The following is a 22,900-nucleotide window of genomic DNA, read 5'->3' on the forward strand; positions in this document are numbered from 1 at the left end:
TATATCCCCCTTTGTACGATTGTTATGCAATGCATATTATGTTCTGTAGTAGATAGTAATGAAATTCCCAATTCCAATAGACTGCAAACATTTTTTTTCTATTTTTCCGTTCACATGAAAGTTTCCTCCCTCATTTTGCAGGATTTTTTCCCGAGACTGTAGTAGTTAATACTATAGTTAATATGTGAGAAGCGTTATAATTTATGCATAGATTTTGCTGAAAGGATGAAAAAAATGAATTTTACCGCTCAAGATGTAGAACAAATGATTGAAAATCAACGTGATTTTTATTTTACAGGCAAGACAAAAGATGTCCAATTCCGTAAGCAGCAATTAATGAATTTAAAGAAAACGATTAAAAAATATGAGGCGCAAGTGATCGAGGCGCTCGCATTAGATTTACATAAAAGTGAATTTGAAGCGTACGCTACAGAAATTGGTATTGTCTATGATAGCATCTCCTATTTTGTGAAAAACGTATCGGCTTGGATGGAGCCAGAGCCTGTGAAAACGCCGCTACATTTTCAACCGGCAAAAAGTTATATTGTGCGTGAACCGTATGGTGTAACATGCATTATTGGGCCATTTAACTACCCATTCCAGCTGATTATGGAGCCGTTAATCGGTGCGCTTGTTGGAGGGAATACGGCGATTGTGAAGCCATCAGAAGCGGCTGTCCATACAGCCATTATTGTGAAAACCATTATTAAAGAAACCTTCCCTGAAAATTATGTGCGCGTTGTAGAAGGGGAAAAAGAAGAAGTAACGGCTTTAATTCATGCGCCGTTTGACTATATTTTCTTTACCGGTAGTGTGGCAGTAGGAAAAGTGATTGCTAAAGCCGCAGCAGAGCGTTTAACTCCAATTGCGCTAGAGCTAGGTGGGAAAAGCCCGGTTATCGTTGACCAAACTGCCAATTTAGAAGTAGCCGCAGAGCGTATTGCGTGGGGGAAATTTAATAACACGGGTCAAACATGTGTGGCTCCGGATTATGTACTGGTTCATGAAACAGTAGCAAAAAAGTTCGCGAAAATCTTGAAAAAGACGATTCGTGCATTTTACGGGGAAGACCCACAGCAAAGCCCAGATTATGGCCGAATTATTAACACGCGCCAATTTGATCGCTTGCAGAAGCTGCTTGACCTGGAACGGGCTACCGTTACGTTAGGTGGTCGTACGGACCGTGAAGATTTATACATGGAGCCGACTGTTTTAGAAAATGTCGACTGGCAAAGCCCATCAATGGAAGATGAGTTATTCGGACCGATTTTACCAATACTGACATACGAGCAATTCCCAAAAGTAATTCATGAAATCCGTCAATTACCAAAGCCGCTGAGTGCATACTTGTTCTCAGAAAACGAGAAAGCGATTGACTACTTCTTGCAGGAGCTTCCGTTTGGTGGGGGCTGTGTAAACGACGTTATTACGCATGTTGGTAATAGTCATTTACCGTTTGGCGGGGTAGGTCCATCAGGGGTGAAGGCGTATCACGGGAAAGCAAGTTTTGAAAACTTCACACACCCAAAATCAATTATGCACCGTTCAAATAAATTAGCGAATAGCTTACTCTACCCACCTTATAACCAAAAGGTGAAATTAGTACGAACGATTATGAAATAAAAAAAAGCCATTTCCTGTTTCAATTGGGAAATGGCTTTTGATATGTTAAGGAAGTCGGGCTCTCTAATGTCTGCTGGGGCTTAAAGAGCGCGAATGCTCTTTTGTCCATAAACTAACGATAATTCACGGGGAATGATAATAAAATTTCCGTCCCAATATTTTCTTGACTCCGAATTTTAATCGAGCCGTTATGGTCTTGAATGATCTTATTAATAATCATCATGCCGAGACCCGTTCCTTTTGTTTTTGTTGTATAGAAAGGTTCAAAAATCCGTTCTAATACATAGGGTGGAATGCCACAGCCTGTATCTTTGATGCCGATAAAGATTTCTTTGTTATCGTCACTTGGGCAAACATCTAATGTAAGCGTGCCATCGTTTGGCATGGCTTCCATTGCATTTCTAAAGAGGTTAATAAACACCTGTTTAATTTGATTTTCGTTTCCTAAAATAACGATATCTTGATAACGATTATTTAATTTAAATTCAATGGATTGATGCTGAAATTCGTATTGGAAAAATTGTGCGATTTCATCAAGTGTATTTGCTAAATGTATTGGGACAAACTGCGTTGCTTGCGGGCGTGAGAGCACTAAAAATTCCGATAAAATTAATTCAACACGCTCCGTTTCTTTCTGAATCAGCTTTGTGTACTCGTAATAAGGTGAGTCCTGATCGTCATTCATCATTTGTACAAAACCAGAAATAACTGTCATCGGATTACGAATTTCATGGGCGACTCCTGCAGCTAATTCACCAACTAGTTTCAATTTTTCAGATTGGCGCACTAATTTTTCGTTTTCTTTAATGTACGAAATGTCACGTGAAATAACAGAAGCGGCAATGACGGCACCATCCGGATTGAAAATTGGAGAAAGTGAAATTTGTGCGTTGAAAATAGTCCCATCTTTTCGCATATCCGTTGTTTCAAATAATTGATAGCTTTGGCCTTGCTTTAGCAGTTGTGAGCGCTTTTTGGCATCCTCGATGTTTTCAGGTGGGACAAGTGGTAATGAACGACCGATCGATTCCTCTTTCGTCCAGCCATACAGTTTTTCAAAAGAAGGATTGACAGTAATTACGCGATCCTCTAAATCAAAAACAGCAATCGCATCTTCTGCTTGTTCAAAAAAGAGCCCTAAATATGCTTGTTTTGAATTTAAATCGTATTCGCGAGCTAATGCGCGCTTCTCCATCTTCATCCAAATTTGTTTAATATAAAAGCTTTGGGCAATACTTACGACACAAACGATTAATAAGAAAAAGAAAAATAAATAGTTTTCCTGTACTTTAAAAAATGCGAGAGAGATTACTGAAAATTCAAAGAGTAAAACGATTTCTAGTAACACAAAAACACTATTTATGATATTAACTAAAAAAGAGCGATAGATTGTTAAAACGCTAATTAAGTAAATAAAACCGTAAAGTGTGATCGGATTTTCACTTTGGAAATTATAAAGGAAAATGAGTATATGCCAAGTAAAAATTAAAATAATTTGCAGGATTTTCGGTGGTGTTTTTATAAAATAAAGCGCTAAAAGAATGAATACACTAAAACCACAAAAAATTAAGAATGAAAAGTGATGACTAAATTGCTGAAAAATAATAGCAATAACTACGACTAAATTTGAACATAGATAAGTAATGAGCGTAAAAAGGTTACGCTTTTGTAAAACGTCATGTTGTTGCATGAGACACCTCAACGGTTAAATAATACTTTTAATGATACATGAATTCGCCATGTCGATAAATGGCGAATTTTGATATGATGGAGATATAGGATAAAAGACGTAAATTATAGGCTGAAACCGAAATTGACTCCATTATTTTTACGCGATTCAAGCGTAAAAGCATGGAATTTTCGAGGTATTAGCAGTATGATGATTAGTACAAACAATAAAAAATCGTAAATGAAATTATTCATTCGCAAATAGATTGCAAATGTGGGGGAACTAATTATGTATGCAGAAGAACTTTTCAGTACACTGATGCAAAAGAAAATCGTAGGGCAATTGCCAAAAGTGATTCAAGACATCGCGATTGATTCGCGTAGCGTGCAGCCAAATAGCTTATTTATTTGTATTAAGGGCTATACGGTAGATGGTCATGATTACGCACAACAAGCCGTTAATGCTGGAGCAACGGTAATTGTTACAGAGCGACTTTTACAATTAGAGGGCGACATCGCACAAGTGATTGTTAATAGCACGGATCGTACGCTAGGTATTTTAGCGGCGAAATTTTTTGACTATCCGTCAAAGGATTTAACGATGATCGGTGTCACAGGAACAAATGGTAAAACGAGTGTAACAGGGATCATTCACAATATTTTAGTTGGACTTGGTGAGAAATCAGCTTTGTCTGGTACGATTGGCTTCGACTTAAATGGTGTACTGTATGAGTCAGCGAACACAACAAGTGACGCACTGAATACACAGCAAATGATTTTCCGTGCGAAAATGGAAGGCTGCCGTGCAATGGTGATGGAGGTTTCATCTCACGGGTTACAGCTGGGTCGTTTATCGGGTGTAGATTATGATGTGGCGGTATTTACAAACTTGACCCATGACCACTTAGATTTCCATGGTACGATGGAGAACTATGGCAATGCAAAAAGCTTACTGTTTTCACAACTTGGGCAAGATTTAGAGAAAAATAAACACGTCGTATTAAATGCGGATGATGCATGGTCAGAGCGCTATGCTGCGATGACACCATTCCCTATTTGGACATATGGCTTAAAGAACGATGCGATTTTCAAAGCAGAAAGTTGTCGCTATGAAGATGGCATGACGTATTTTGACATGATTACTCCTGAAGGAACGTTCCCAGTAGCGATGCATTTACTAGGTGAATTTAATATCTATAATGTACTTGCAGCAACGGCGGTCTTTTATGCGCGTCAATTCCCAATCGATGCGATCATTGAACAAATTGAAATGCTTCCACCGGTAAAGGGACGTATGGAAAAAGTAGATTCTGAATTACCGGTTCAACTATTCATCGATTACGCGCATACGCCAGACGCGATTGAAAAAGCAATCAATGCGGCATTACCTTATAAAAAACCGGAAAATAAATTAATCTTCTTGGTCGGAACAGGTGGTGGTCGTGATAAAACGAAGCGTCCAACAATGGCCGAAAAAGCATCCGTTGCAGATTATGTCGTGTTAACAACAGATGACCCGCGCTACGAGGCATTTGATAGTATTACAGGTGATTTAGCAAAAGGCATGCAACATGACAACTTTGTTTGTATCGGTGACCGTGCAGAAGCAGTTCGTCACGCGATTACCGTAGCGGATCCAGGTGATATTATTATTTTTGCTGGTAAAGGGCATGAAGATTATCAAATTATTGAAAATACAAAATACCCACATAGTGATGCACAAATTGCAATTGATGCAGGAAAAGTAAAATTCATTTAATTCGTAACAATGAAACGTGAGAGCAAAAGCAGCTCTTGCGTTTTTTTTATAAATGTAGAGAAATGGTAAAAATAGAATAATATTAAAACACTTATAATTATTATAATAGTACCAAATTATGTTACGATAATAGTAATTATTTAAGTAGAATGGGAGTGTTATAGATATGGAATTTATACAATCAATGGGGATTATGGCAGATTACATTCATATGGCGTTAAAAAAAGAGGCCGTTATTGTTATTGCGGACAAGGATCATCGAATCGTGAAATACATACCGGGTGAAAATTTAAAATTAGATTATCGTGAAGGGGACAAAATTAATGCGAGCGATTCCAATTTGATGGCTGCATTAAATGGTCGTGATTCAGATATTTATTTAGATGCTAGTGTTTACGGGATGGCTATTAATGCATATGCATTTCCAATTCGTGAAAATGGTCGTGTAGTTGGTGCTTTAGGCTTTGGGAAACTAATCGATAAAGAAAGACAATTAGAAGAATACATCGGAGTTGTACGTGATATTGTTGGCACATTACAAAGTAAAACGCATACAATGGCTTCCCATTCGGAGGAATTGGCTGCAACAAGCACGGAAATTCGTGAACAATCAGAGCGTGCATTGCAAGACTCAGCAAAAACCAATGATATTACAAAGCTCATTAAAGACATTTCGCGTCAAACGAATCTGTTAGGTTTAAATGCCTCGATTGAAGCAGCGCGTGCAGGACAATTTGGTGCAGGCTTTAACATTGTTGCGCAGGAGGTTCGAAAACTATCACAGCAAACAGACGATTCAACTTCAAAAATTGAATCCGCGTTAACGGGTGTTCAATCTAATTTAAAATCACTGTTGGAAAATATGAACCAAATTTCGCAAGCTTCAAATGAAGAAGCGAAGTTAGCACAAGATGTGACAGGTGTTATCGAACAACTAGATGATGTTTCAACGAAGCTAGAAGCATTTATGAAAACAATGTTTTAACAAAAACGGCGGGGGTAAAATTACTCCTGCTGTTTTTCTTATTCATGTATTTCGAAAATATTAAGTAAAAATGGTTGTACCGAGGTACGCTTTTCTTTTATGATAATTAAGTATGCAAAAAAGGAGACGAAAACAATGACTTTAGAACAAGATATATTATCTCGTCGTACATTCGCCATCATTTCCCATCCGGATGCTGGTAAAACGACGATTACAGAAAAACTATTATTATTCGGTGGCGCGATTCGTGACGCTGGTACGGTAAAAGGGAAGAAAACAGGGAAATTCGCAACATCTGACTGGATGGAAATCGAAAAACAACGTGGGATCTCGGTTACTTCTTCTGTAATGCAATTTGATTACTCAGGTTGCCGTGTCAACATCCTAGACACACCTGGTCACCAAGATTTCTCGGAAGATACGTATCGTACATTAATGGCGGTAGACTCAGCGGTCATGGTAGTCGATGCAGCAAAAGGGATCGAGGCACAGACATTAAAGCTATTCAAAGTATGTAAAATGCGTGGTATTCCGATTTTCACGTTCATTAACAAATTAGACCGTCAAGGTAAGGAGCCTCTTGAACTAATTGAAGAATTAGAAGAAAGCCTTGGCATTAACGCGTACCCAATGAACTGGCCAATCGGTATGGGGAAAGAATTTTTAGGGATTTACGATCGTTACAACAAACGTATTGAGCAGTTCCGTGTAGAGGAAGAAGAACGTTTCTTACCTTTAGATGAAGCAGGCCATTTAGCTGTTGATAATGACATGAAGAAAACATCGTATTATACACAAGCAATGGATGATATCGAATTATTAAATGAAGCAGGTAACGAATATTCACGCGACAAAATTAATCGTGGTGAATTAACACCTGTATTCTTTGGTTCGGCGTTAACGAACTTCGGTGTTCAAACATTCCTTGATACGTATTTACAATTTGCACCAACGCCTCAGCCTCGTATTACAGAGGACGACCAATTTATCGATCCAGTAGAGCATAACGATTTCTCTGGTTTCATCTTTAAAATTCAAGCAAACATGAACCCAGCGCACCGTGACCGTATTGCCTTTGTGCGTATCGTATCAGGTCAATTTGAGCGTGGTATGAATATGACACTTGCGCGTACAGGTAAATCGTTTAAAGTATCACAATCAACGCAGTTCCTTGCTGATGATCGTGAAACGGTAAATACAGCGGTTGCTGGTGATATTATCGGTCTATATGACTCAGGCACATATCAAATTGGCGATACCGTTACAGGTAGTAAGAAATCATTTAACTTTGAAAAATTACCACAGTTCACACCTGAAATTTTCATGAAAGTTTCTGCGAAGAACGTAATGAAAGGGAAGCAATTCCAAAAGGGTGTGCTACAATTAGTGCAAGAGGGCGCAATCCAATACTTTAAAACATTACACACGGAAGAAATCATTCTTGGTGCGGTAGGTCAACTGCAATTTGAAGTATTCCAACACCGTATGTTAGGTGAATATAATGTAGAAGTAACGATGCAGCCAGTTGGTCAAAAAATTGCGCGTTGGATTGAAAATGAAGAGGATGTTCGTGAGTCAATGCATTCACAGCGTTCACTACTTGTAAAAGATCGCTTTGACAGCAAAGTATTCTTATTCGAAAACGAATTTGCGATGCGTTGGTTTACAGAGAAAAACGAAAACATTAAATTATATAGCTTACTATAAGAAACAAAGCTCACGATACAACGAATATCGTGAGCTTTTTTCTGTTATCAAGATTTAATCTCATACGCGGTATCAAACGCTAATTGACCTTGTTCATATGTGCGTTCTAATAGCTGGATGGTACCATTTTGTTGAAATGTAATCGCCGTTGAGCAGCGGGTGCCGTAGTTTGGCAAATTCACGAAAGCTGCGGATAAAGCACGTTCTAAGTGAATGCCAACGCCTGTATTAGGTAATGTTTCGTCAGGTGCGATTTGTTCATTCGCTAGGAGTGAAATCAAGTCTGTCGTGTCAACTGTTTCAGCCGTAATCGCTGTTTGTAACACCTCTTTTGCAAAACGCGCTTTTGGCCAAGCAGTATTGAGCGTTGCATTACTGACGCTATGTACACCGGGTGGGACAATGTGATGTTCATCAACTACATTGTTGTAATGATGGAGCGCTACGCCGTCATACAGCAAAACATTGAATCCACCGTATAAAGCCCGTTTTCCACGTAATTCGTCAATAAATGAGGAAGTGCTTTGGTTAGCACTTAAAAACGTCTGCACAATTTCTCCGCGTGACAATTCACCAGATTCTGGGCGGCTAGGATCACGGTAATTGGTAATGGCAGCAAAGCGACCTGACGTGGATACCCCCAACCAACTACCATTCATTTTTAAATCGCGCCCAGCTAAAATCATCGGTGCATCTTCCCAAAATGCAGCAGCAGCTGTTGGACGCTCATAAAATTCATCGCGATTGGCAATGATGATAAGTGGAAAGGTCGGATGTGACTGATAAGCAAATGCAATTAAGCACATAATGCTGGCCTCCTAAATAGTTTTGTAATTTGTAACATTTTACCACAGTATTAAAAGTTTTTGTTTTAGGGTAAAGGGAAATTTTAGAGAGCGCTCGAATGTTAAATAAGATACGCATAAATGAAAGGATCTTACATCCATGAATATAAGTAAATTTTCCATTAAACGACCTGTATTTACACTTGTGACGATGTTCATTGTGTTAATACTAGGCGCAGTTTCATTATTTAAAATTCCGATTACATTAATCCCTGACTTAAATCCACCAATCGGGGTGGTTGTCACAAGTTATCCGGGCGCAAGTCCAACTGAAGTGAATGAAAAGATAACAAAACCGCTAGAGCAATCACTTGCGACATTGCCTGGTATAAAAAAAGTTCAATCAACCTCGATGGAGAGCTCGAACTTAATCATTTTAGAATTTAATTGGTCAACAGATATGGATAAGGTGCAAACTGATATCTTGCAGCGAATTGATTTAGTACCATTGCCAGATGATGCTGGGAAACCGAGCTTTTTAAAATTTGATCCGTCGCAATTTCCAGTCATTCAGCTCGCGTTAGCCGCACAAAATGACACGGTTGATGTGCGTCAAATAGCAGAATCCTTAGAGCAAGAATTAAAACGTACCGATGGGGTTGCGAGTGTTACGGTTTCAGGGAAAATCGTAGAAGAAATTCAAATTGAACTCGACCCAGCAAAGCTAGAGCAGCAAAATTTAACGCAAGCAGACGTTGTGCAAATGGTGCAAGCGAGTAATATTTCATTACCGGGTGCAGAGCTGAATACCGATGAAGGGCAATTGTTAACGACACGTGTTATCAGTCTATTTACTTCAGCCGAGCAAATTGCAGATTTGGCATTGTCTGTAAATCCGTTAACGGGTGAGGCATTAACTGTAAGTGACGTAGCAACGGTAAAGCGTCAGGAACAGGAATCCACAACGATTACACGTGCCAATGATCAGCCGGCTGTACTTATTTCGGTTCTTCAAGAATCGGGTGCTAATACGGCCGATGTATCAGAAACCTTCCAAGCGGAGCTCGACCGTCTCCTACAAGAACCACAGTATGCGGGGGTAAAGGCGACCATACTATTCGACCAAGGGGACTATGTGCGTTTAGCAATCGGTAATATTAGCTCGTCGTTAATTTTCGGGGGCTTATTTGCGATGCTTGTTCTATTTGTCTTTTTACGCGGGATTAAAAGCCCACTTATTATCGGCATTGCCATTCCGTACTCGGTCATTGTCACGTTTGTATTAATGTACTTTGCCGATTTTTCGCTGAACATTATGACACTCGGTGCACTCGCATTGGGCATTGGGATGCTTGTTGATAATGCAATTGTGGTCATTGAAAATATTGAGCGCCATCTAGAGCTTGGAGAATCGCCAACAGAAGCAGCGATTAATGGTGCAAAGGAAGTAGCACTCGCCATTACCGCATCCACTGTTACAACGATTGCGGTCTTTGTGCCGGTACTGTTTATTAGTGGACTGATTGGAAAGATTTTTACTGAGTTTGCGTTAACTATTTCATTTAGTTTAATTGCGTCACTTGCGGTGGCATTAACGGTTGTCCCGATGCTTGCAAGTAAGTTTTTAACGACAAAATCTTTAGTAGTTATGGATAAACGACAGGCTTCTTGGTTTTATCAAAACTATAAAAATGCACTAAACTGGGCATTAAAAAAACGAGCACTTGTTTTATCATTAACTGTCCTGTTACTCGCAGTTTCGGGATTTTCTCTTTATAAAACCGGAACGGAATTTTTACCACCAACAGATGAAGGCTTCGTCACACTGTCTGTTGAATTACCGAGCACGGCCTCTGTTAAAAAAACGGAGGAAATTGTTTCGCAGTTAGAAACGATGGCTAAAGATTATAAGGAAGTCGATGTGGTCGTTAGTTTAATTGGTGGTAACCAGCAGTCGTTATCGCGCGGTACAAGTAATGCAAATGAAGCGGAAATTTCTGTGAAGCTTGTTGAATTGTCAGAGCGTTCACAATCGGTGTTTGACTTTGTTGAGCGATTTGAAAAGCAGGTGAAAGCAGAAATTGGAGAACAAGCAGAAGTATCGTTTTCGCTGTCTTCTTCATCCGGTTCAACGCCTAATACATTGTCGTTCCGAGCAACGGATAGTGATGAAGCACGCTTAACAGAAACGGTAGCGTTGATTCAAGAAAAGCTAAAAATGATTGACTCGATAACTGAAGTAACTACCGATTTAGATGCGACAAAAGAAGAAATTCAAATTGAAATCAACAATGATACGGCGCTCAAGTACGGTGTATTACCTGCACAAATCGCGCAAACGATTAATACGATGACGCGCGGTGCATTTACTACACAGATCATTGCGGAAGACGGAGAAGTACTAGGTGTCTATACCGGTTTTGGTAAGGCTTACCGTGAAAATGTCGATGCATTAAAAATGATGAAAATCCGTACGAATGCCGGCGTATTTGTCGAATTACAAGAGCTTGCCAATATTGAAATTAAACAAACGCAAACAGCAATTCGTCGTTCAGACCAAGCTGCAGCTATTGCGATTTTTGTTAAATACAAAACAACCGAATCACTGAGTGGGATTTCAAAGAAAGTTGATGCTGCGATTGAACAGGCATCAATTCCAGACACAACAAAAATTATTTTTGGCGGAGACCGCGAGCTATTTGATAGCGCAAAGCAAGATATGATTTTAGCTATCATTTTATCAGTCGTGCTCATTTACTTAGTAATGGCAGCACAGTTTGAGTCCTTTAAATTACCGTTTGTCATGATTTTCAGTGTACCGTTAATGGTCATTGGTGTTGCGTTATCCCTATGGCTAACAAATACGTTACTTGGTGTAACAGTGATTATCGGGATATTAATTTTAGTCGGAATCGTTGTCAACAATGGGATTGTGTTGATTGATTACATTAATCAAAAGCGTCAGCAAGGCTTCAATGTGCAAGATGCGATTGTCATCGGGGCACAAGATCGTATGCGACCGATATTAATGACCGCCTTAACGACGATTCTAGGGCTCGTACCACTTGCATTGGGAATTGGCGAAGGGACAGAAATTAATCAACCAATGGCAATCGTTGTCATTGGTGGACTCATTAGTTCGACGTTATTAACGCTATTTATCGTACCAATCATTTATCGCTTAATCGAAAAAGACTAGCAATGTTGCAGGCAAAGGGGGGAAATCAATGGGGAGTCATTTTGTAGTAGGGTTTCCGGGATTTGTTGCAACACATCTAATAAAAGAACTTTTTAAACAGCAAGTTACGACAGAAATTATAGCAGTCGTGCAATTTGAGGAGTTTGCAAAGGCAAAGGTAGTTGCAGGAGGAATAGAAAGACAATTTAACCAGTGCCAAATTATTTTGTTTGAAGGAGATATTACCTTACCGAACTTAGATTTGGCAGATGCAGATCTTCAGTTAATTGCACCGAAGATTACAGCAGTTTGGCATTTAGCTGCTGAGCAAAATATTATGATTAAACGCGAAAAAGCTTGGAAGGTCAATGTGCACGGGACAGCCAATGTCAATGAAATTGCGTGCAATTTGCCGAATTTACAGCGCTATATGTATTTTAGTACGGCCTTTATCTCGGGGAAGCGTAAAGGTGATATTCTAGAGATGGAACTCATTCGCCCGCCAGAATTCCATAATTTTTTAGAGGAATCGAAATTTGAGGCAGAACTATTAGTGGATGATTTAAAGTTAGAGCTGCCGGTAACAATTGTGCGCCCAGCATTGATTTATGGGCATTCACGAACAGGTGAAACACAGCGTTTTGACGGGCTCTATTTTTTAATGAATATGATAGACCATTTAAAGGGAAAGAGGATATTTCCGCAAATCGGGAGTAAAAGTACAGAGCTACAAGTTGTGGCGGTAGATTATGTCGTAAAGGCGAGCATTGCGCTTTACTTAAATGAGCAGGCTGAGGGCGAGACGGTGCATCTAACAGATCCAAGGCCATATAAAGTGCTAGAGGTTTATCATAGGCTAGCTCAGTTAATGGCCAAGCGGAAAACATTTATTATATTGCCACTTGGAATTGCTAAAGTCATGTTGGAGCAACAAAGTGTCCGCAAAGCTTGGCATGTTCCACCTCAAATGATCGATTACTTAGATTACGCAGCTCGATTTGATACGACCGATTGCGAGCGATTATTACAAGGGGCGAACGTTCAATCGGTTGATCTCTTCGACGTATTGCCAAATTTAGTACAGTTTTATGAGGATAATAAGCATTTAAAAAGTTATCATGTAAAAATTTGATAAAACGAAAAGAATTTATTTGATTTTTTTGTACTTTATCGTTAAAATAACATTATAAAGTTGAATATCCGTTGACATTTGTCAAAGGGGAGTAGCTATGGGGGATTTCGTAAGCGCATGTCGAATACAAAGCATGTCTTACAATGAATGAACTTATTTCACATTCGTCATTACATGGTAGGAAACCATCGGGTGTGATAGCATGAATTTGCTTAGCAAGACCTTTGCCTGTATTTTAAATATGGGCAAAGGTCTTTTCTTTTTGTTAAATTGGCTAATATTTCAACTTATATGCACAAAACCTAAGTATTTGGGGTACTTTATTTTTATGAAGGAGGAGAACATTCTTGGAAGCAATTTTATTAGAATACGCATGGGTATTACTTGTACTAGTATTCCTTGAAGGCTTACTTGCAGCGGACAATGCCGTTGTAATGGCTGTAATGGTAAAACATTTACCAAAAGAGCAACAGAAAAAAGCATTATTTTATGGATTATTTGGAGCGTTTGTATTCCGTTTCGTCGCGCTATTCTTAATTACATTCCTAGCGAAATATTGGGAAATTCAAGCGATCGGGGCAGCATACCTATTATTCATTTCCATTAAGCACTTATATGACAATCACTTCAAAAAAGAAGAAACAGACGAACACGGCGAGGCTATTGAGAAAAAAGGTTCTGGCTTCTGGATGACTGTATTTAAAGTAGAGCTTGCAGATATTGCCTTTGCAATTGACTCAATGCTTGCAGCAGTTGCAATTGCTATGACATTACCGCATCTTGGGGATTACACGGTCGGCGGTATTAATGCTGGGCCATTCGCTGTCATGTTCTTAGGTGGCTTTATTGGTCTTGTTATTATGCGTTTCGCGGCGCAAATGTTCGTGAAGTTATTAAACGATTACCCAACACTCGAAACAACAGCATTCTTAATTGTAGGCTGGGTAGGGGTGAAGTTAGCGGTATTAGCTTTAGGTCACGAAAACCTAGCTATTATTGATCCACACTTCCCACACTCAACAACTTGGAAAGTTATTTTCTGGGTAGTGTTACTTGGCTTAGCGATTGGTGGCTATTTAGTAAGTGTGTACAAAAACAAAAAGCAAAACGCGTAATAGTGCTAATTAATGTAAGAAGATACTTCTATCAACGAAGTATCTTCTTTTCATTTTCAGCGTAATTCATTATACTGGTAAAAATGAAATGATGGAGGCGACTATATTGCCTTTAAAGAAGTTTGGGAAAAAAACGATTACACCGTTTCAGCTATTACTGACGTATTATTTTTTTGCAATATTAATTTCGTATTTATTGTTACGAATTCCAGGTGTCCATTTAGAGGGTGTGCGGGTATCGCATTTAGATAGTTTATTTACCGCGGTAAGTGCGGTAAGTGTGACAGGTTTAACGACAGTAACTGTTGCTGAAACGTACAGTGACTTTGGATTAGTAATGATTTTAATCATCTTGCAATTTGGTGCAATTGGCATTATGTCTATCGGTACGTTTTTATGGCTGTTGTTCGGGAAAAAAATAGGGATGCGCGAACGCCAGCTTATTATGATTGACCACAATCAGTACAATTTATCAGGTGTGGTTGCGCTCATTAAACAAATTGCAAAGCTTGTATTTTTAATTGAATTGATTGGTGCGATTATTCTAACGGTCCATTTCAAGCGTTATTTTGATTCGTGGGAAGAGGCTGCCATTAATGGAGTATTTGCTGCAATTTCAGCAACGACAAATGGTGGGTTTGATATAACGGGTATGAGCTTGCAGCCGTTCCATCATGATTATTTCGTGCAATTTGTGTGTATGATGTTAATTTTTCTCGGTGCGATTGGATTTCCTGTATTAATTGAAGTGAAGACCTATTTGTTAAAAAAAGATCCGACGTTTCGCTTCAGCCTCTTTACGAAGATTACAACGGCAACCTACGCAGGGCTTTTTGCTTTCGGAACGCTAGTGATTTTAATATTAGAAAGCTTTTATTCGTTTAAAGGAATGCAATGGCACGAAGCCTTGTTTTCGGCCATGTTTCACTCTGTATCAACAAGGTCAGCAGGCTTAACTACATATGATGTGACGACGTTTAGTGAAGCGACGGACCTGTTTATGAGTGGGCTGATGTTTATTGGGGCCTCGCCCAGTTCGGTTGGTGGAGGTATTCGTACAACGACGTTCGCGATTATCATATTGTTTATGATTGCCTATTCACGCGGCCATTCTGATATTCAAGTTTTCAAACGAGAAATTCATTCAATCGATGTCTTCCGTTCGTTTGCCGTACTCATTTTTGCTATTTTCATGGTGCTCGTTGCGATGATGATTTTACTCATTACTGAGCAACATGCAACGATGACGCAAATTTTATTTGAAATCACCTCTGCGTTCGGGACGTGCGGAATGTCTTTAGGCATCACACAAGATTTATCGACCGTCGGAAAATTTGTCATTATGGCTCTGATGTTTATCGGGCGCGTTGGCTTAATTTCCTTCCTTTACTCAATTGGTGGGACAGCGAAAAAGAAGAAATATCACTATCCAAAAGAGCGAATTATTATTGGTTGAAAAAATGCGACGATTACTCATGGAGAGCAATCGTCGCATTTTTTAGTTGAACGTATGGAAATAAGGTGTTTGTCCGTTGCGGAAGTATGTGAATAGATAGCCTTGTTGTTTTGTTACCACGCCATTGTCTTCGTAGCTTTGTAAATCCATATGGAACGGGATAATTAATGAATGCTTAAATAGCTCGCGTTCGTTAATATTCATCGTGGCAAATCCTTCACCAACTAGCGCTGGATTCTCCTTAATGCGTCCGTAAACATCACGCATTTCATCTTCAGACAGACGATCATCCCACCATAATTTACGTGGTTGGAACTGCTGAATACTTAAGAAGTCGTATTTCATTAGGCTTGTAATGACGTCGATATCTGCGTTGTCGACCGTTTGTAAAAATTCTAACAAGCGACGGAATAAGTCTTCTAACTGATGCCCAATACGTGACCAGCCCTTTGTTTCCCAGTACGTACCAAAATTTTGGAAGAAATCGAATGGTGTTTCAAACACTTCTGTAACTAAATATTCGATTGTACGATCCATACGGTGTGCATTCCAATATTTTTCAAGTACGTCCTCAGCGTGCTTAATTCGTACGATGTCATCAAACGTTAGTACGTTGTTTGAGAAAATTTCGTATGGTGAGATGTCTACATATGTGTAGCCGTATTTTTCGGCCTCTAAGCGTAAGCCTGTCCCGCGTAATAGCTTTAAGAAGCCAAGCTGTAATTCTTCAGGGCGCATCGCAAATACGTCGTTGAATGTTTTACGGAATGAAGCATAGTCTTCCTCTGGTAAGCCGGCGATTAAGTCTAAATGCTGATCAATTTTGCCGCCTTCTTTTACCATGGTTACGGTACGTGTTAATTTTTCGAAGTTTTGACGACGTTTTACTAAGTCGTTCGTTAAGTCATTTGTTGATTGTACACCGATTTCAAAGCGGAATAAGCCTTTTGGAGCGTTGTCATTTAAAAATTGAATAACTTCTGGACGCATAATATCTGCTGTAATTTCAAATTGGAATACAACGCCTGGTTTGCGTTCATCAATTAAAAATTGGAACATTTCCATGGCGTAACTACGGCTAATATTAAAGGTACGGTCAACGAATTTTATTGTTTTGGCACCATTGTCCATTAGGTAGCGAATATCTTCTTTAATTTTTTCGCGGTTAAAGTAGCGCACACCGACTTCAATAGAAGATAGGCAGAATTGGCAGCTAAATGGACAGCCACGGCTTGTTTCAATATATTGAATACGTTTACCGATGTGTGGTAGGTCCTCTTCAAAGCGGAAGGGTGACGCGATTTCACGTAAATCTATTTTTGGTGGCTGTGCGTGAATTTTGATTTTGCCTTCCTCTAAGTAACAAATCCCAGGCACTTGTTCAAGCTCAATTTCACCATTGAAATGACGTAACATTTCTTTGAAAGAAACTTCGCCTTCACCCATAATAATAAAGTCGATTTCTTCATGCTTACGAAGCCAATCGTGCACATCATAAGAAACTTCAGGACCACCTAAAACAATTTTGACCTTTGGCAGAACGGTTTTTAACATGCGAATAACGGCAATCGTTTCGTTGATATTCCAAATATAGCAGCTAAAGCCGACTACATCAGGTTTCTTTTGAAATAAATCCGAGACGATATTAAACGCCGGATCTTTAATTGTATATTCTGCTAGCTCACAGTCAAACTCTGGGCGTGCAGCAGCCTTTAAATAACGAATGGCTAAATTCGTATGGATATATTTTGCATTTAACGTACTTAAAACGATGTTCATAGTTTAATTCTCCTCTTCATATATTCTATTGTAGCAGTGTGTGGCGATGCAAACAATATAGGAGTAAGTACCCATTTTATTCCAGGAGATAGTATGTGATAATATAAAATATGTTTGAATTCTGAAAATTATAAATTCGGGAGGTCCGGCTATCGGTGGAAAGTCAATTGAGTCTCATGGTAGAAGAGCTTTTTCAACATGCAAGTGAACAAACCGTTATTTTTAATTGTGCTGGAAAAATACAATTTATGAATGATAAAATGGTCGACACACTTCAACAGCTAAACCTTCAATCTAGCTTTTCGGAGTTAACTGAACAAAATAATGAAAAATGGCATTCATTCATTCAAACTATGACTCAGGATATTTCCGCCCGTGCTATTTTTTATTTAACAGATGCATCTAACGAAAAAGTTATAATGGAATTGTCTGGCTATTATTTGAAAGAAAAGCAATTAATTTTTTCGCGTGCTCAATTTACAGTAATCCCTCAAAAACTAAGTACTACTGACCGTGAAATCCAGTTAATGAATAGTTTGCCACATGGTGTAATCCTGGCGACGTTAAATGGAAAAATTATTTCTACCAATTCACAATCATTGCAGTTATTAGGTTTTGAAGTAGGACAACTTGAAAGAAGAAGCTATGAACTTTTATTTGAACATTGCTATTATGAGCCGGAAATGATTGTGCATTATTACCGCATGATTGCGCTTAATGACCTAGCAACAATTGTAGTAAAGCGTGTTTGTAGCGATGGACATGTCAATTATTTAAGTATTGCAAGTAAGATTGATGAAGCACTGGGAATACTCGTAACGACGATTACTGATCAAACAGAACAGATGCGATTACTCGAGACGATTAATCATCAGAAGGCATTATCTGTTATTGGGAAAAATGCGGCTTCTATTGTGCATGAAATTCGTAATCCTATGACATCGATTCAAGGATTTATTCAAATGATTAAAGAAAACTTAGAGGAACAGGCAAGTCCGTACTTTGAAATTGTAGAATCTGAGCTACAGCGCATTGATGAACTGCTAGTGGAAATTTTGACACTATCAAAGCCTAGTAGCTATGAAGCGCAAATGCTAGATATTAAGGATGTCGTAGAACAAGCGATTACATTATTTCAATTGAAAGCATTGGAACTGAATACGAGTATTATTTTTGAATATGATGAACAAGCCTCGTATAAAATCAAAGGCAATAACAATCGATTAAAACAAATGCTGATTAATCTATTGAAAAATGCGATTGAGGCAGTCGATTCAAACGGACATATTATAATTCAATTAGTCTACCAGGATCCAACAACATTACGATTAATTGTAGAAGACCGAGGAAGAGGAATGTCATCTGAACAAATGGAAAAAGCGTTTCATAGCTTTTATACAACAAAATCGACTGGAACAGGTTTAGGGCTATTATTAGTACAGGCTGTAGTTGAGGAACATAACGGCGAAATTAAGTTGGAGAGTACAGAAGGTGTCGGAACGAGATTTATCATTGATTTCCCTATAAATATGTATGATTTTAACGAAATGATGACATCGAATACAATGTATTTATCGGAAAAACAGCAAAATTATATATAAGCTATTGATTATTAAATTGTTGGTTTGAAGCGATTTTTGACAAAACTTTCAATGCATCGCTATAATAATCATATTACTCAAAAATAGAGGATGGTTTTTATGGCTTCAGATGAAGTAAAACAATCGTTAAAATTATTTATCGTCTTATCAAGAGCAACGAAAGCGATTAATGAAGCAACTAATCAATTTATCCAAAAAAATGGACTAAATCCGACTGAATTTGCCGTGTTAGAGCTTTTATATCATAAAGGTCGTCAGCCGTTACAACAAATCGGCAATAAAATTTTACTAGCAAGTGGTTCAATTACGTATGTAGTGGACAAGCTTGAAAAACGTCAATTTTTAGCACGTATTTCTTGTCCAACGGATCGCCGTGTTACGTATGCAGAAATTACTGCTGATGGTGCCGCATTTATGGACAAGTTGTTTCCAGAACATGAACAAAAGTTGCATGAATTACTAGGTGCCTTAACACCAGAAGAAAAGCAAACAGCCATTGATTTACTGAAAAAATTAGGGTTATCGATTAAGGATTTATCGTATTAATAAAAATGCCACGCCTATTCGTTATGAATAGTCGTGGCTTTTTTTAGAGATACGAAAGTATAAAATTTTAGCGTTCTAACAGAGTCTAGGCTAAAGTGCCAGCTCCTCGGTCATTTCGGGCATGCCACATGGATGTGGCGTTTTGACCGATCGGAGCTTTAAGGGGCGCTTTAGCGCTTTTCCTATTGAATCGTTAAGCCCATTTGTAAGAAGGCGTCTTGTAGGTCTGCTGCTGTGTCATAAATTGTTAAAGTAACGAACATGTTATCACGTTCGAAAACAATTTTCACTACTTTATCTGTTTCTTCGAGCACTGTTTCATAGCCTGCAAGATTGATGATATCTGTGCGCTGTTCTAAGACGCTTGCAAAATCAAGCTCAGTTATGTCAGCTGAGATAACGGCCATTGTTTCTGCTGCAGAAGCTTTTACATCATCAAACGTGACATCTTCTTTTGTAATAACGTTGATTTGCATTGAAAGTTGGTCATCGTTGTTAAAAATTAATTGATCGACGCCAGGCTCTTCAGCTTGTAATGTAAAGTTGTCGAAGTGGGCAATAGTATAGTTCATTTCTTTGCTCGTAGAAGTCGTCACCGTATCAGAAACCGTTTTACCGAGAGAGCTATACGTTAGTGTTGCGGCTTGCTCAGTTGGTTCTTCAGTTGTTTGGGCCGGTTCGTTTGTTTTGTTAGCTTGCTCTGTTGTTGGCTCTGTGGTTTGCTCTGTATTTAATTCGGTATTGGCTTCAGTTTGCTCAGTTTGAGGCTTTTCATCTGCCGCTGTTGTTGTAGCCGGTTCTGTTGTATCTGTATTACAAGCTGCTAATGTTGCTGATAGTAATAGTAAGGCACTCATTGTCGTTATGGTTTTTTTCATGATGATCCCCCTCTTTCTTGTATAGACGGAAACTGATGAGATAAGTTTCTGATTTTATTGTATCAAAATAAAGGTAAAACTAAAAATAATAATAAAACAAAGACGATATGCGCGACGATAATGAGCGGTAAGCTTTTTTTCCATTCGTAAAGTGCGCCCCATAAAAGTCCCGCAACAATTGCTGCCAAAGCGCCTGGAATAAACCCACTAATTGCTAAGGATAACGAGAATAGCAGAGAGGTGATGACAACTGCCCAACTAGGTGATGTATAGTTTTTTAATTGTTGTTGTACATAGCCGCGCCAAAATATCTCTTCTCCAACTGCTATTACGAAAATCAGGAGCACATAATGAAAAATATTTTGTGGCCCGTAATCTGTTAAAAATCCTGTAATGTCTGATGTCGCGTTCGCATTGATAGCAGACAAAACCATGTAACCCAATTTGATAAAGCCGTACGTTATGGTCCCGTAGCCAATCCCATAAATTAAATATTGCCAGGTTGGAATACGGTCCTCAAACTTTCCAACTAGCAATGCAATTGAAATACCGATGAGTAATGTAAAGGCATATAAATACCAAAAAATCGTGCGTTCATAAAACGTGTAAAACATCATACTATAAATAAAAACTAATGAAAGAAGGAGTATAATAGTCTGTTTTCTAATATTCATAACGGGGAATACCTCCATCTAAATGTCTTATCAAAAATACCCTTTTTGTCATCTCGATCAATGCTAAAAAGGGTATTTTACATTCAATTATTCATGATTTGTTAAAATTTTATAGCGTTTATGATTAATAACCGTTTTTTCTTCCATTTCTAACTCGTGAAAATTTTGCATAATCGTAATATCGACGATGACCGAATTTTCATTAACTTTTTCAACAATACCTCTTAATCCATCTTTAAACTCGATAATATTTCCAACTTCAGCAATTTTCATACGCAGTCAGCCCCTTCATCGACTAATAATTAACAGTTTGCAAGCAATTATACTACAAAATTTATGTTATTTGAATATTTATATTATTTTTATAGAATTTGTTACCCTTTTCTTTCAGATTAGAGTTCTGTTATATTGAAAAAAATGAAATGAACAGGAGTTAATATACATGACAGATTATAAAGCAATGCTAGATCAATTACGCAGTGGAGAAGTAAAATCTATTTTAATAAAGAAGGATGAATTCTTACAATTTCGTGAACTTCTTGTGAAGGATGCTAAATTTAAACAGTTCCGTGGCGATGCAAAACAGGGCGGAGACGTGGTTTTTACATTTCTACAAACGCCAAGATCATAAAAAGTGTCGAAATTTGTTTCACGATTTTTGTGTATATGTTCTGTAAAGAAAGTATAATAATGGTAACAATTGTTCGTGAAGGAGGGTTAAATTTGGATGAAGTAAGGCTTGATAATGGATTGTTACAAAAAATTGAATCAACAAGACAATTAATGATTCAATCCGGTATCGAGAATGGGTTACACAGTCGTAAAACACTTCGCTTAAGTAAGCAAGTGGATTATTTAATGAACAAATTTAATCAATGTTATCAGAGTGATTTGACAATAGCTATACAAAATCGTCATTTGAAATAAATTTAGAAAATGATGTTTAGCACGAATATTTTGGGGAATATTATTATTGAACACAGCAACATTCTCATTTCCCCCTTTAGAGTAGAAGCGATTGACGCTACTGCTCTCTTTTTTTGTCTTTGTAAATTCGTCCTTCACGTCCATTGCAGTTTAATCGATTTTTGTTAAAATGAAAGAAAATGTAAAAAGGGGATTTTTGGTATGGAATCGAAAAAAATTGGCTTTATCGGAACGGGCGTTATGGGAGCGAGTATCGTCAAGCATTTATTAACTGCAGGTCATGAGGTAACAGTTTATACGCGTACAAAAAGCAAGGCTGAAGTGCTAGTCGAAAAAGGTGCGAAATGGGCGGACACACCCGCTGCGGCTACAATGGGCCAGCAGGTAGTATTTACAATGGTTGGTTATCCAAAAGATGTAGAAGAAGTGTATAGCGGAGCAAATGGCATTTTTTCAGCTGCACAGCCTGGGACAATCGTTGTGGATATGACGACAAGTGAACCAACATTAGCGAAAAAGTTATTTAATCAAGCGAGTGAAAGAGGTATACATAGTTTGGATGCCCCTGTATCAGGCGGAGATATTGGTGCACAAAATGGGACATTGTCGTTAATGATTGGTGGAGACAAGGCGGTTTTTGAACAAATGCAGCCGATTTTCGAAGTGTTCGGTCAAAATATCGTCTATCAAGGTGTAGCGGGTTCTGGTCAGCATACGAAAATGTGTAATCAAATCGCCATTGCATCAGGGATGATTGGTGTTTGTGAAGCGATAGCATACGGTCTAAATGCCGGTTTAACGATGGAAGATGTGCTGCGTTCTATTACAGCAGGAGCAGCAGGCTCTTGGTCGCTGACAAATTTAGCTCCGCGCATGCTGAAAGAAGACCTAGATCCAGGCTTCTATATTAAGCATATTATTAAAGATATGAAAATAGCACTAGATGAAGCAGAACGCATGGAACTTCAATTACCAGGGCTGTCATTAGCTAAATCAATGTATGATCAACTACTTGAGGAAGGCTACGGTGATAACGGTACACAAGCATTAATCAAATATTATCAATAATACCAATATTACTGGAAAG

19 protein-coding genes are annotated in these 22,900 nt (G+C 38.4%); 13 read left to right on the forward strand and 6 right to left on the reverse strand.

Annotated features, from left to right (window positions below; genetic code table 11):
* The first annotated feature begins 234 nt into the window (after positions 1-234).
* A complete protein-coding gene (locus NSQ62_RS03265) occupies positions 235-1,623 on the forward strand; it encodes an aldehyde dehydrogenase (RefSeq protein WP_341322498.1) in 1,389 nt (462 codons plus the stop codon).
* A gap of 112 nt (positions 1,624-1,735) precedes the next feature.
* Here the strand turns inward: NSQ62_RS03265 and NSQ62_RS03270 are convergent, their stop codons facing one another.
* Entirely contained in the window at positions 1,736-3,313 is a 1,578-nt protein-coding gene (locus NSQ62_RS03270; protein WP_341322499.1) for an ATP-binding protein, read from the reverse strand.
* Positions 3,314-3,580: 267 nt separating this feature from the next.
* On the opposite strand from NSQ62_RS03270, the gene NSQ62_RS03275 reads away from it, so the two are divergent.
* From NSQ62_RS03275 to NSQ62_RS03285, 3 genes are all read left to right on the forward strand, one after another.
* Positions 3,581-5,050 (forward strand): UDP-N-acetylmuramoyl-L-alanyl-D-glutamate--2,6-diaminopimelate ligase, encoded by a 1,470-nt coding sequence (locus NSQ62_RS03275; protein WP_341322500.1) that lies wholly within the window; start codon positions 3,581-3,583, stop codon positions 5,048-5,050.
* Positions 5,051-5,216: 166 nt separating this feature from the next.
* Complete coding sequence (locus NSQ62_RS03280) at positions 5,217-6,035, forward strand: methyl-accepting chemotaxis protein (protein ID WP_341322501.1); 819 nt, start codon at positions 5,217-5,219, stop codon at positions 6,033-6,035.
* A 135-nt stretch (positions 6,036-6,170) separates the two neighbouring features.
* Positions 6,171-7,742, forward strand: a complete 1,572-nt coding sequence (locus tag NSQ62_RS03285) for a peptide chain release factor 3 (protein ID WP_341322502.1) — start codon at positions 6,171-6,173, stop codon at positions 7,740-7,742.
* A 47-nt stretch (positions 7,743-7,789) separates the two neighbouring features.
* Here NSQ62_RS03285 and NSQ62_RS03290 read toward each other — a convergent pair whose 3' ends face one another.
* Complete coding sequence (locus NSQ62_RS03290; RefSeq protein ID WP_341322503.1) at positions 7,790-8,548, reverse strand: NRDE family protein; 759 nt, start codon at positions 8,546-8,548, stop codon at positions 7,790-7,792.
* A 139-nt stretch (positions 8,549-8,687) separates the two neighbouring features.
* Between NSQ62_RS03290 and NSQ62_RS03295 the strand changes: the two genes are divergently transcribed.
* The 4 genes from NSQ62_RS03295 (at position 8,688) to NSQ62_RS03310 (ending at position 15,408) form a co-directional block, all read left to right on the forward strand.
* Positions 8,688-11,726, forward strand: coding sequence for an efflux RND transporter permease subunit (locus tag NSQ62_RS03295; protein WP_341322504.1), 3,039 nt, complete (start codon positions 8,688-8,690; stop codon positions 11,724-11,726).
* Positions 11,727-11,754: 28 nt separating this feature from the next.
* Positions 11,755-12,837 carry an SDR family oxidoreductase gene (locus NSQ62_RS03300; protein WP_341322505.1) on the forward strand — a complete coding sequence of 361 codons (1,083 nt, stop codon included), beginning with the start codon at positions 11,755-11,757 and terminating at the stop codon, positions 12,835-12,837.
* Positions 12,838-13,184: 347 nt separating this feature from the next.
* Positions 13,185-13,952: a TerC family protein gene (locus NSQ62_RS03305; protein WP_341322506.1), complete on the forward strand. Its 768-nt coding sequence runs from the start codon at positions 13,185-13,187 to the stop codon at positions 13,950-13,952.
* Between the two features lie 106 nt (positions 13,953-14,058).
* Complete coding sequence (locus NSQ62_RS03310; protein ID WP_341322507.1) at positions 14,059-15,408, forward strand: TrkH family potassium uptake protein; 1,350 nt, start codon at positions 14,059-14,061, stop codon at positions 15,406-15,408.
* A gap of 42 nt (positions 15,409-15,450) precedes the next feature.
* On the opposite strand, the gene NSQ62_RS03315 is transcribed toward NSQ62_RS03310, so the two are convergent.
* A complete protein-coding gene (locus tag NSQ62_RS03315; RefSeq protein WP_341322508.1) occupies positions 15,451-17,187 on the reverse strand; it encodes a B12-binding domain-containing radical SAM protein in 1,737 nt (578 codons plus the stop codon).
* A 155-nt stretch (positions 17,188-17,342) separates the two neighbouring features.
* Between NSQ62_RS03315 and NSQ62_RS03320 the strand changes: the two genes are divergently transcribed.
* Positions 17,343-18,788: an ATP-binding protein gene (locus tag NSQ62_RS03320; protein ID WP_341322509.1), complete on the forward strand. Its 1,446-nt coding sequence runs from the start codon at positions 17,343-17,345 to the stop codon at positions 18,786-18,788.
* Between the two features lie 99 nt (positions 18,789-18,887).
* Entirely contained in the window at positions 18,888-19,334 is a 447-nt protein-coding gene (locus NSQ62_RS03325; RefSeq protein ID WP_341322510.1) for a MarR family transcriptional regulator, read from the forward strand.
* A gap of 182 nt (positions 19,335-19,516) precedes the next feature.
* Here NSQ62_RS03325 and NSQ62_RS03330 read toward each other — a convergent pair whose 3' ends face one another.
* From NSQ62_RS03330 to NSQ62_RS03340, 3 genes are all read right to left on the reverse strand, one after another.
* On the reverse strand, positions 19,517-20,212 hold the full coding sequence (locus tag NSQ62_RS03330; RefSeq protein WP_341322511.1) for a chemotaxis protein: 696 nt from the start codon (positions 20,210-20,212) through the stop codon (positions 19,517-19,519).
* A 62-nt stretch (positions 20,213-20,274) separates the two neighbouring features.
* Positions 20,275-20,886, reverse strand: a complete 612-nt coding sequence (locus tag NSQ62_RS03335; protein ID WP_341322512.1) for a type II CAAX endopeptidase family protein — start codon at positions 20,884-20,886, stop codon at positions 20,275-20,277.
* An 87-nt stretch (positions 20,887-20,973) separates the two neighbouring features.
* Positions 20,974-21,159 (reverse strand): DUF2187 family protein, encoded by a 186-nt coding sequence (locus NSQ62_RS03340; protein WP_341322513.1) that lies wholly within the window; start codon positions 21,157-21,159, stop codon positions 20,974-20,976.
* 169 nt (positions 21,160-21,328) lie between these two features.
* Here NSQ62_RS03340 and NSQ62_RS03345 point away from each other — a divergent pair, with 169 nt between their 5' ends.
* The 3 genes from NSQ62_RS03345 (at position 21,329) to NSQ62_RS03355 (ending at position 22,881) form a co-directional block, all read left to right on the forward strand.
* The gene (locus tag NSQ62_RS03345; protein ID WP_341322514.1) at positions 21,329-21,517 is read left to right on the forward strand and encodes a hypothetical protein; all 189 of its coding nucleotides are present in this window, start codon (positions 21,329-21,331) and stop codon (positions 21,515-21,517) included.
* Positions 21,518-21,576: 59 nt separating this feature from the next.
* Complete coding sequence (locus NSQ62_RS03350) at positions 21,577-21,813, forward strand: aspartyl-phosphate phosphatase Spo0E family protein (protein ID WP_341322515.1); 237 nt, start codon at positions 21,577-21,579, stop codon at positions 21,811-21,813.
* A 201-nt stretch (positions 21,814-22,014) separates the two neighbouring features.
* Positions 22,015-22,881, forward strand: coding sequence for an NAD(P)-dependent oxidoreductase (locus NSQ62_RS03355; protein WP_341322516.1), 867 nt, complete (start codon positions 22,015-22,017; stop codon positions 22,879-22,881).
* The last annotated feature ends 19 nt before the right edge of the window (positions 22,882-22,900 follow it).

The sequence above is a fragment of the Solibacillus sp. FSL H8-0523 genome (assembly GCF_038051985.1).
In the GTDB taxonomy this organism is placed as follows: domain Bacteria; phylum Bacillota; class Bacilli; order Bacillales_A; family Planococcaceae; genus Solibacillus.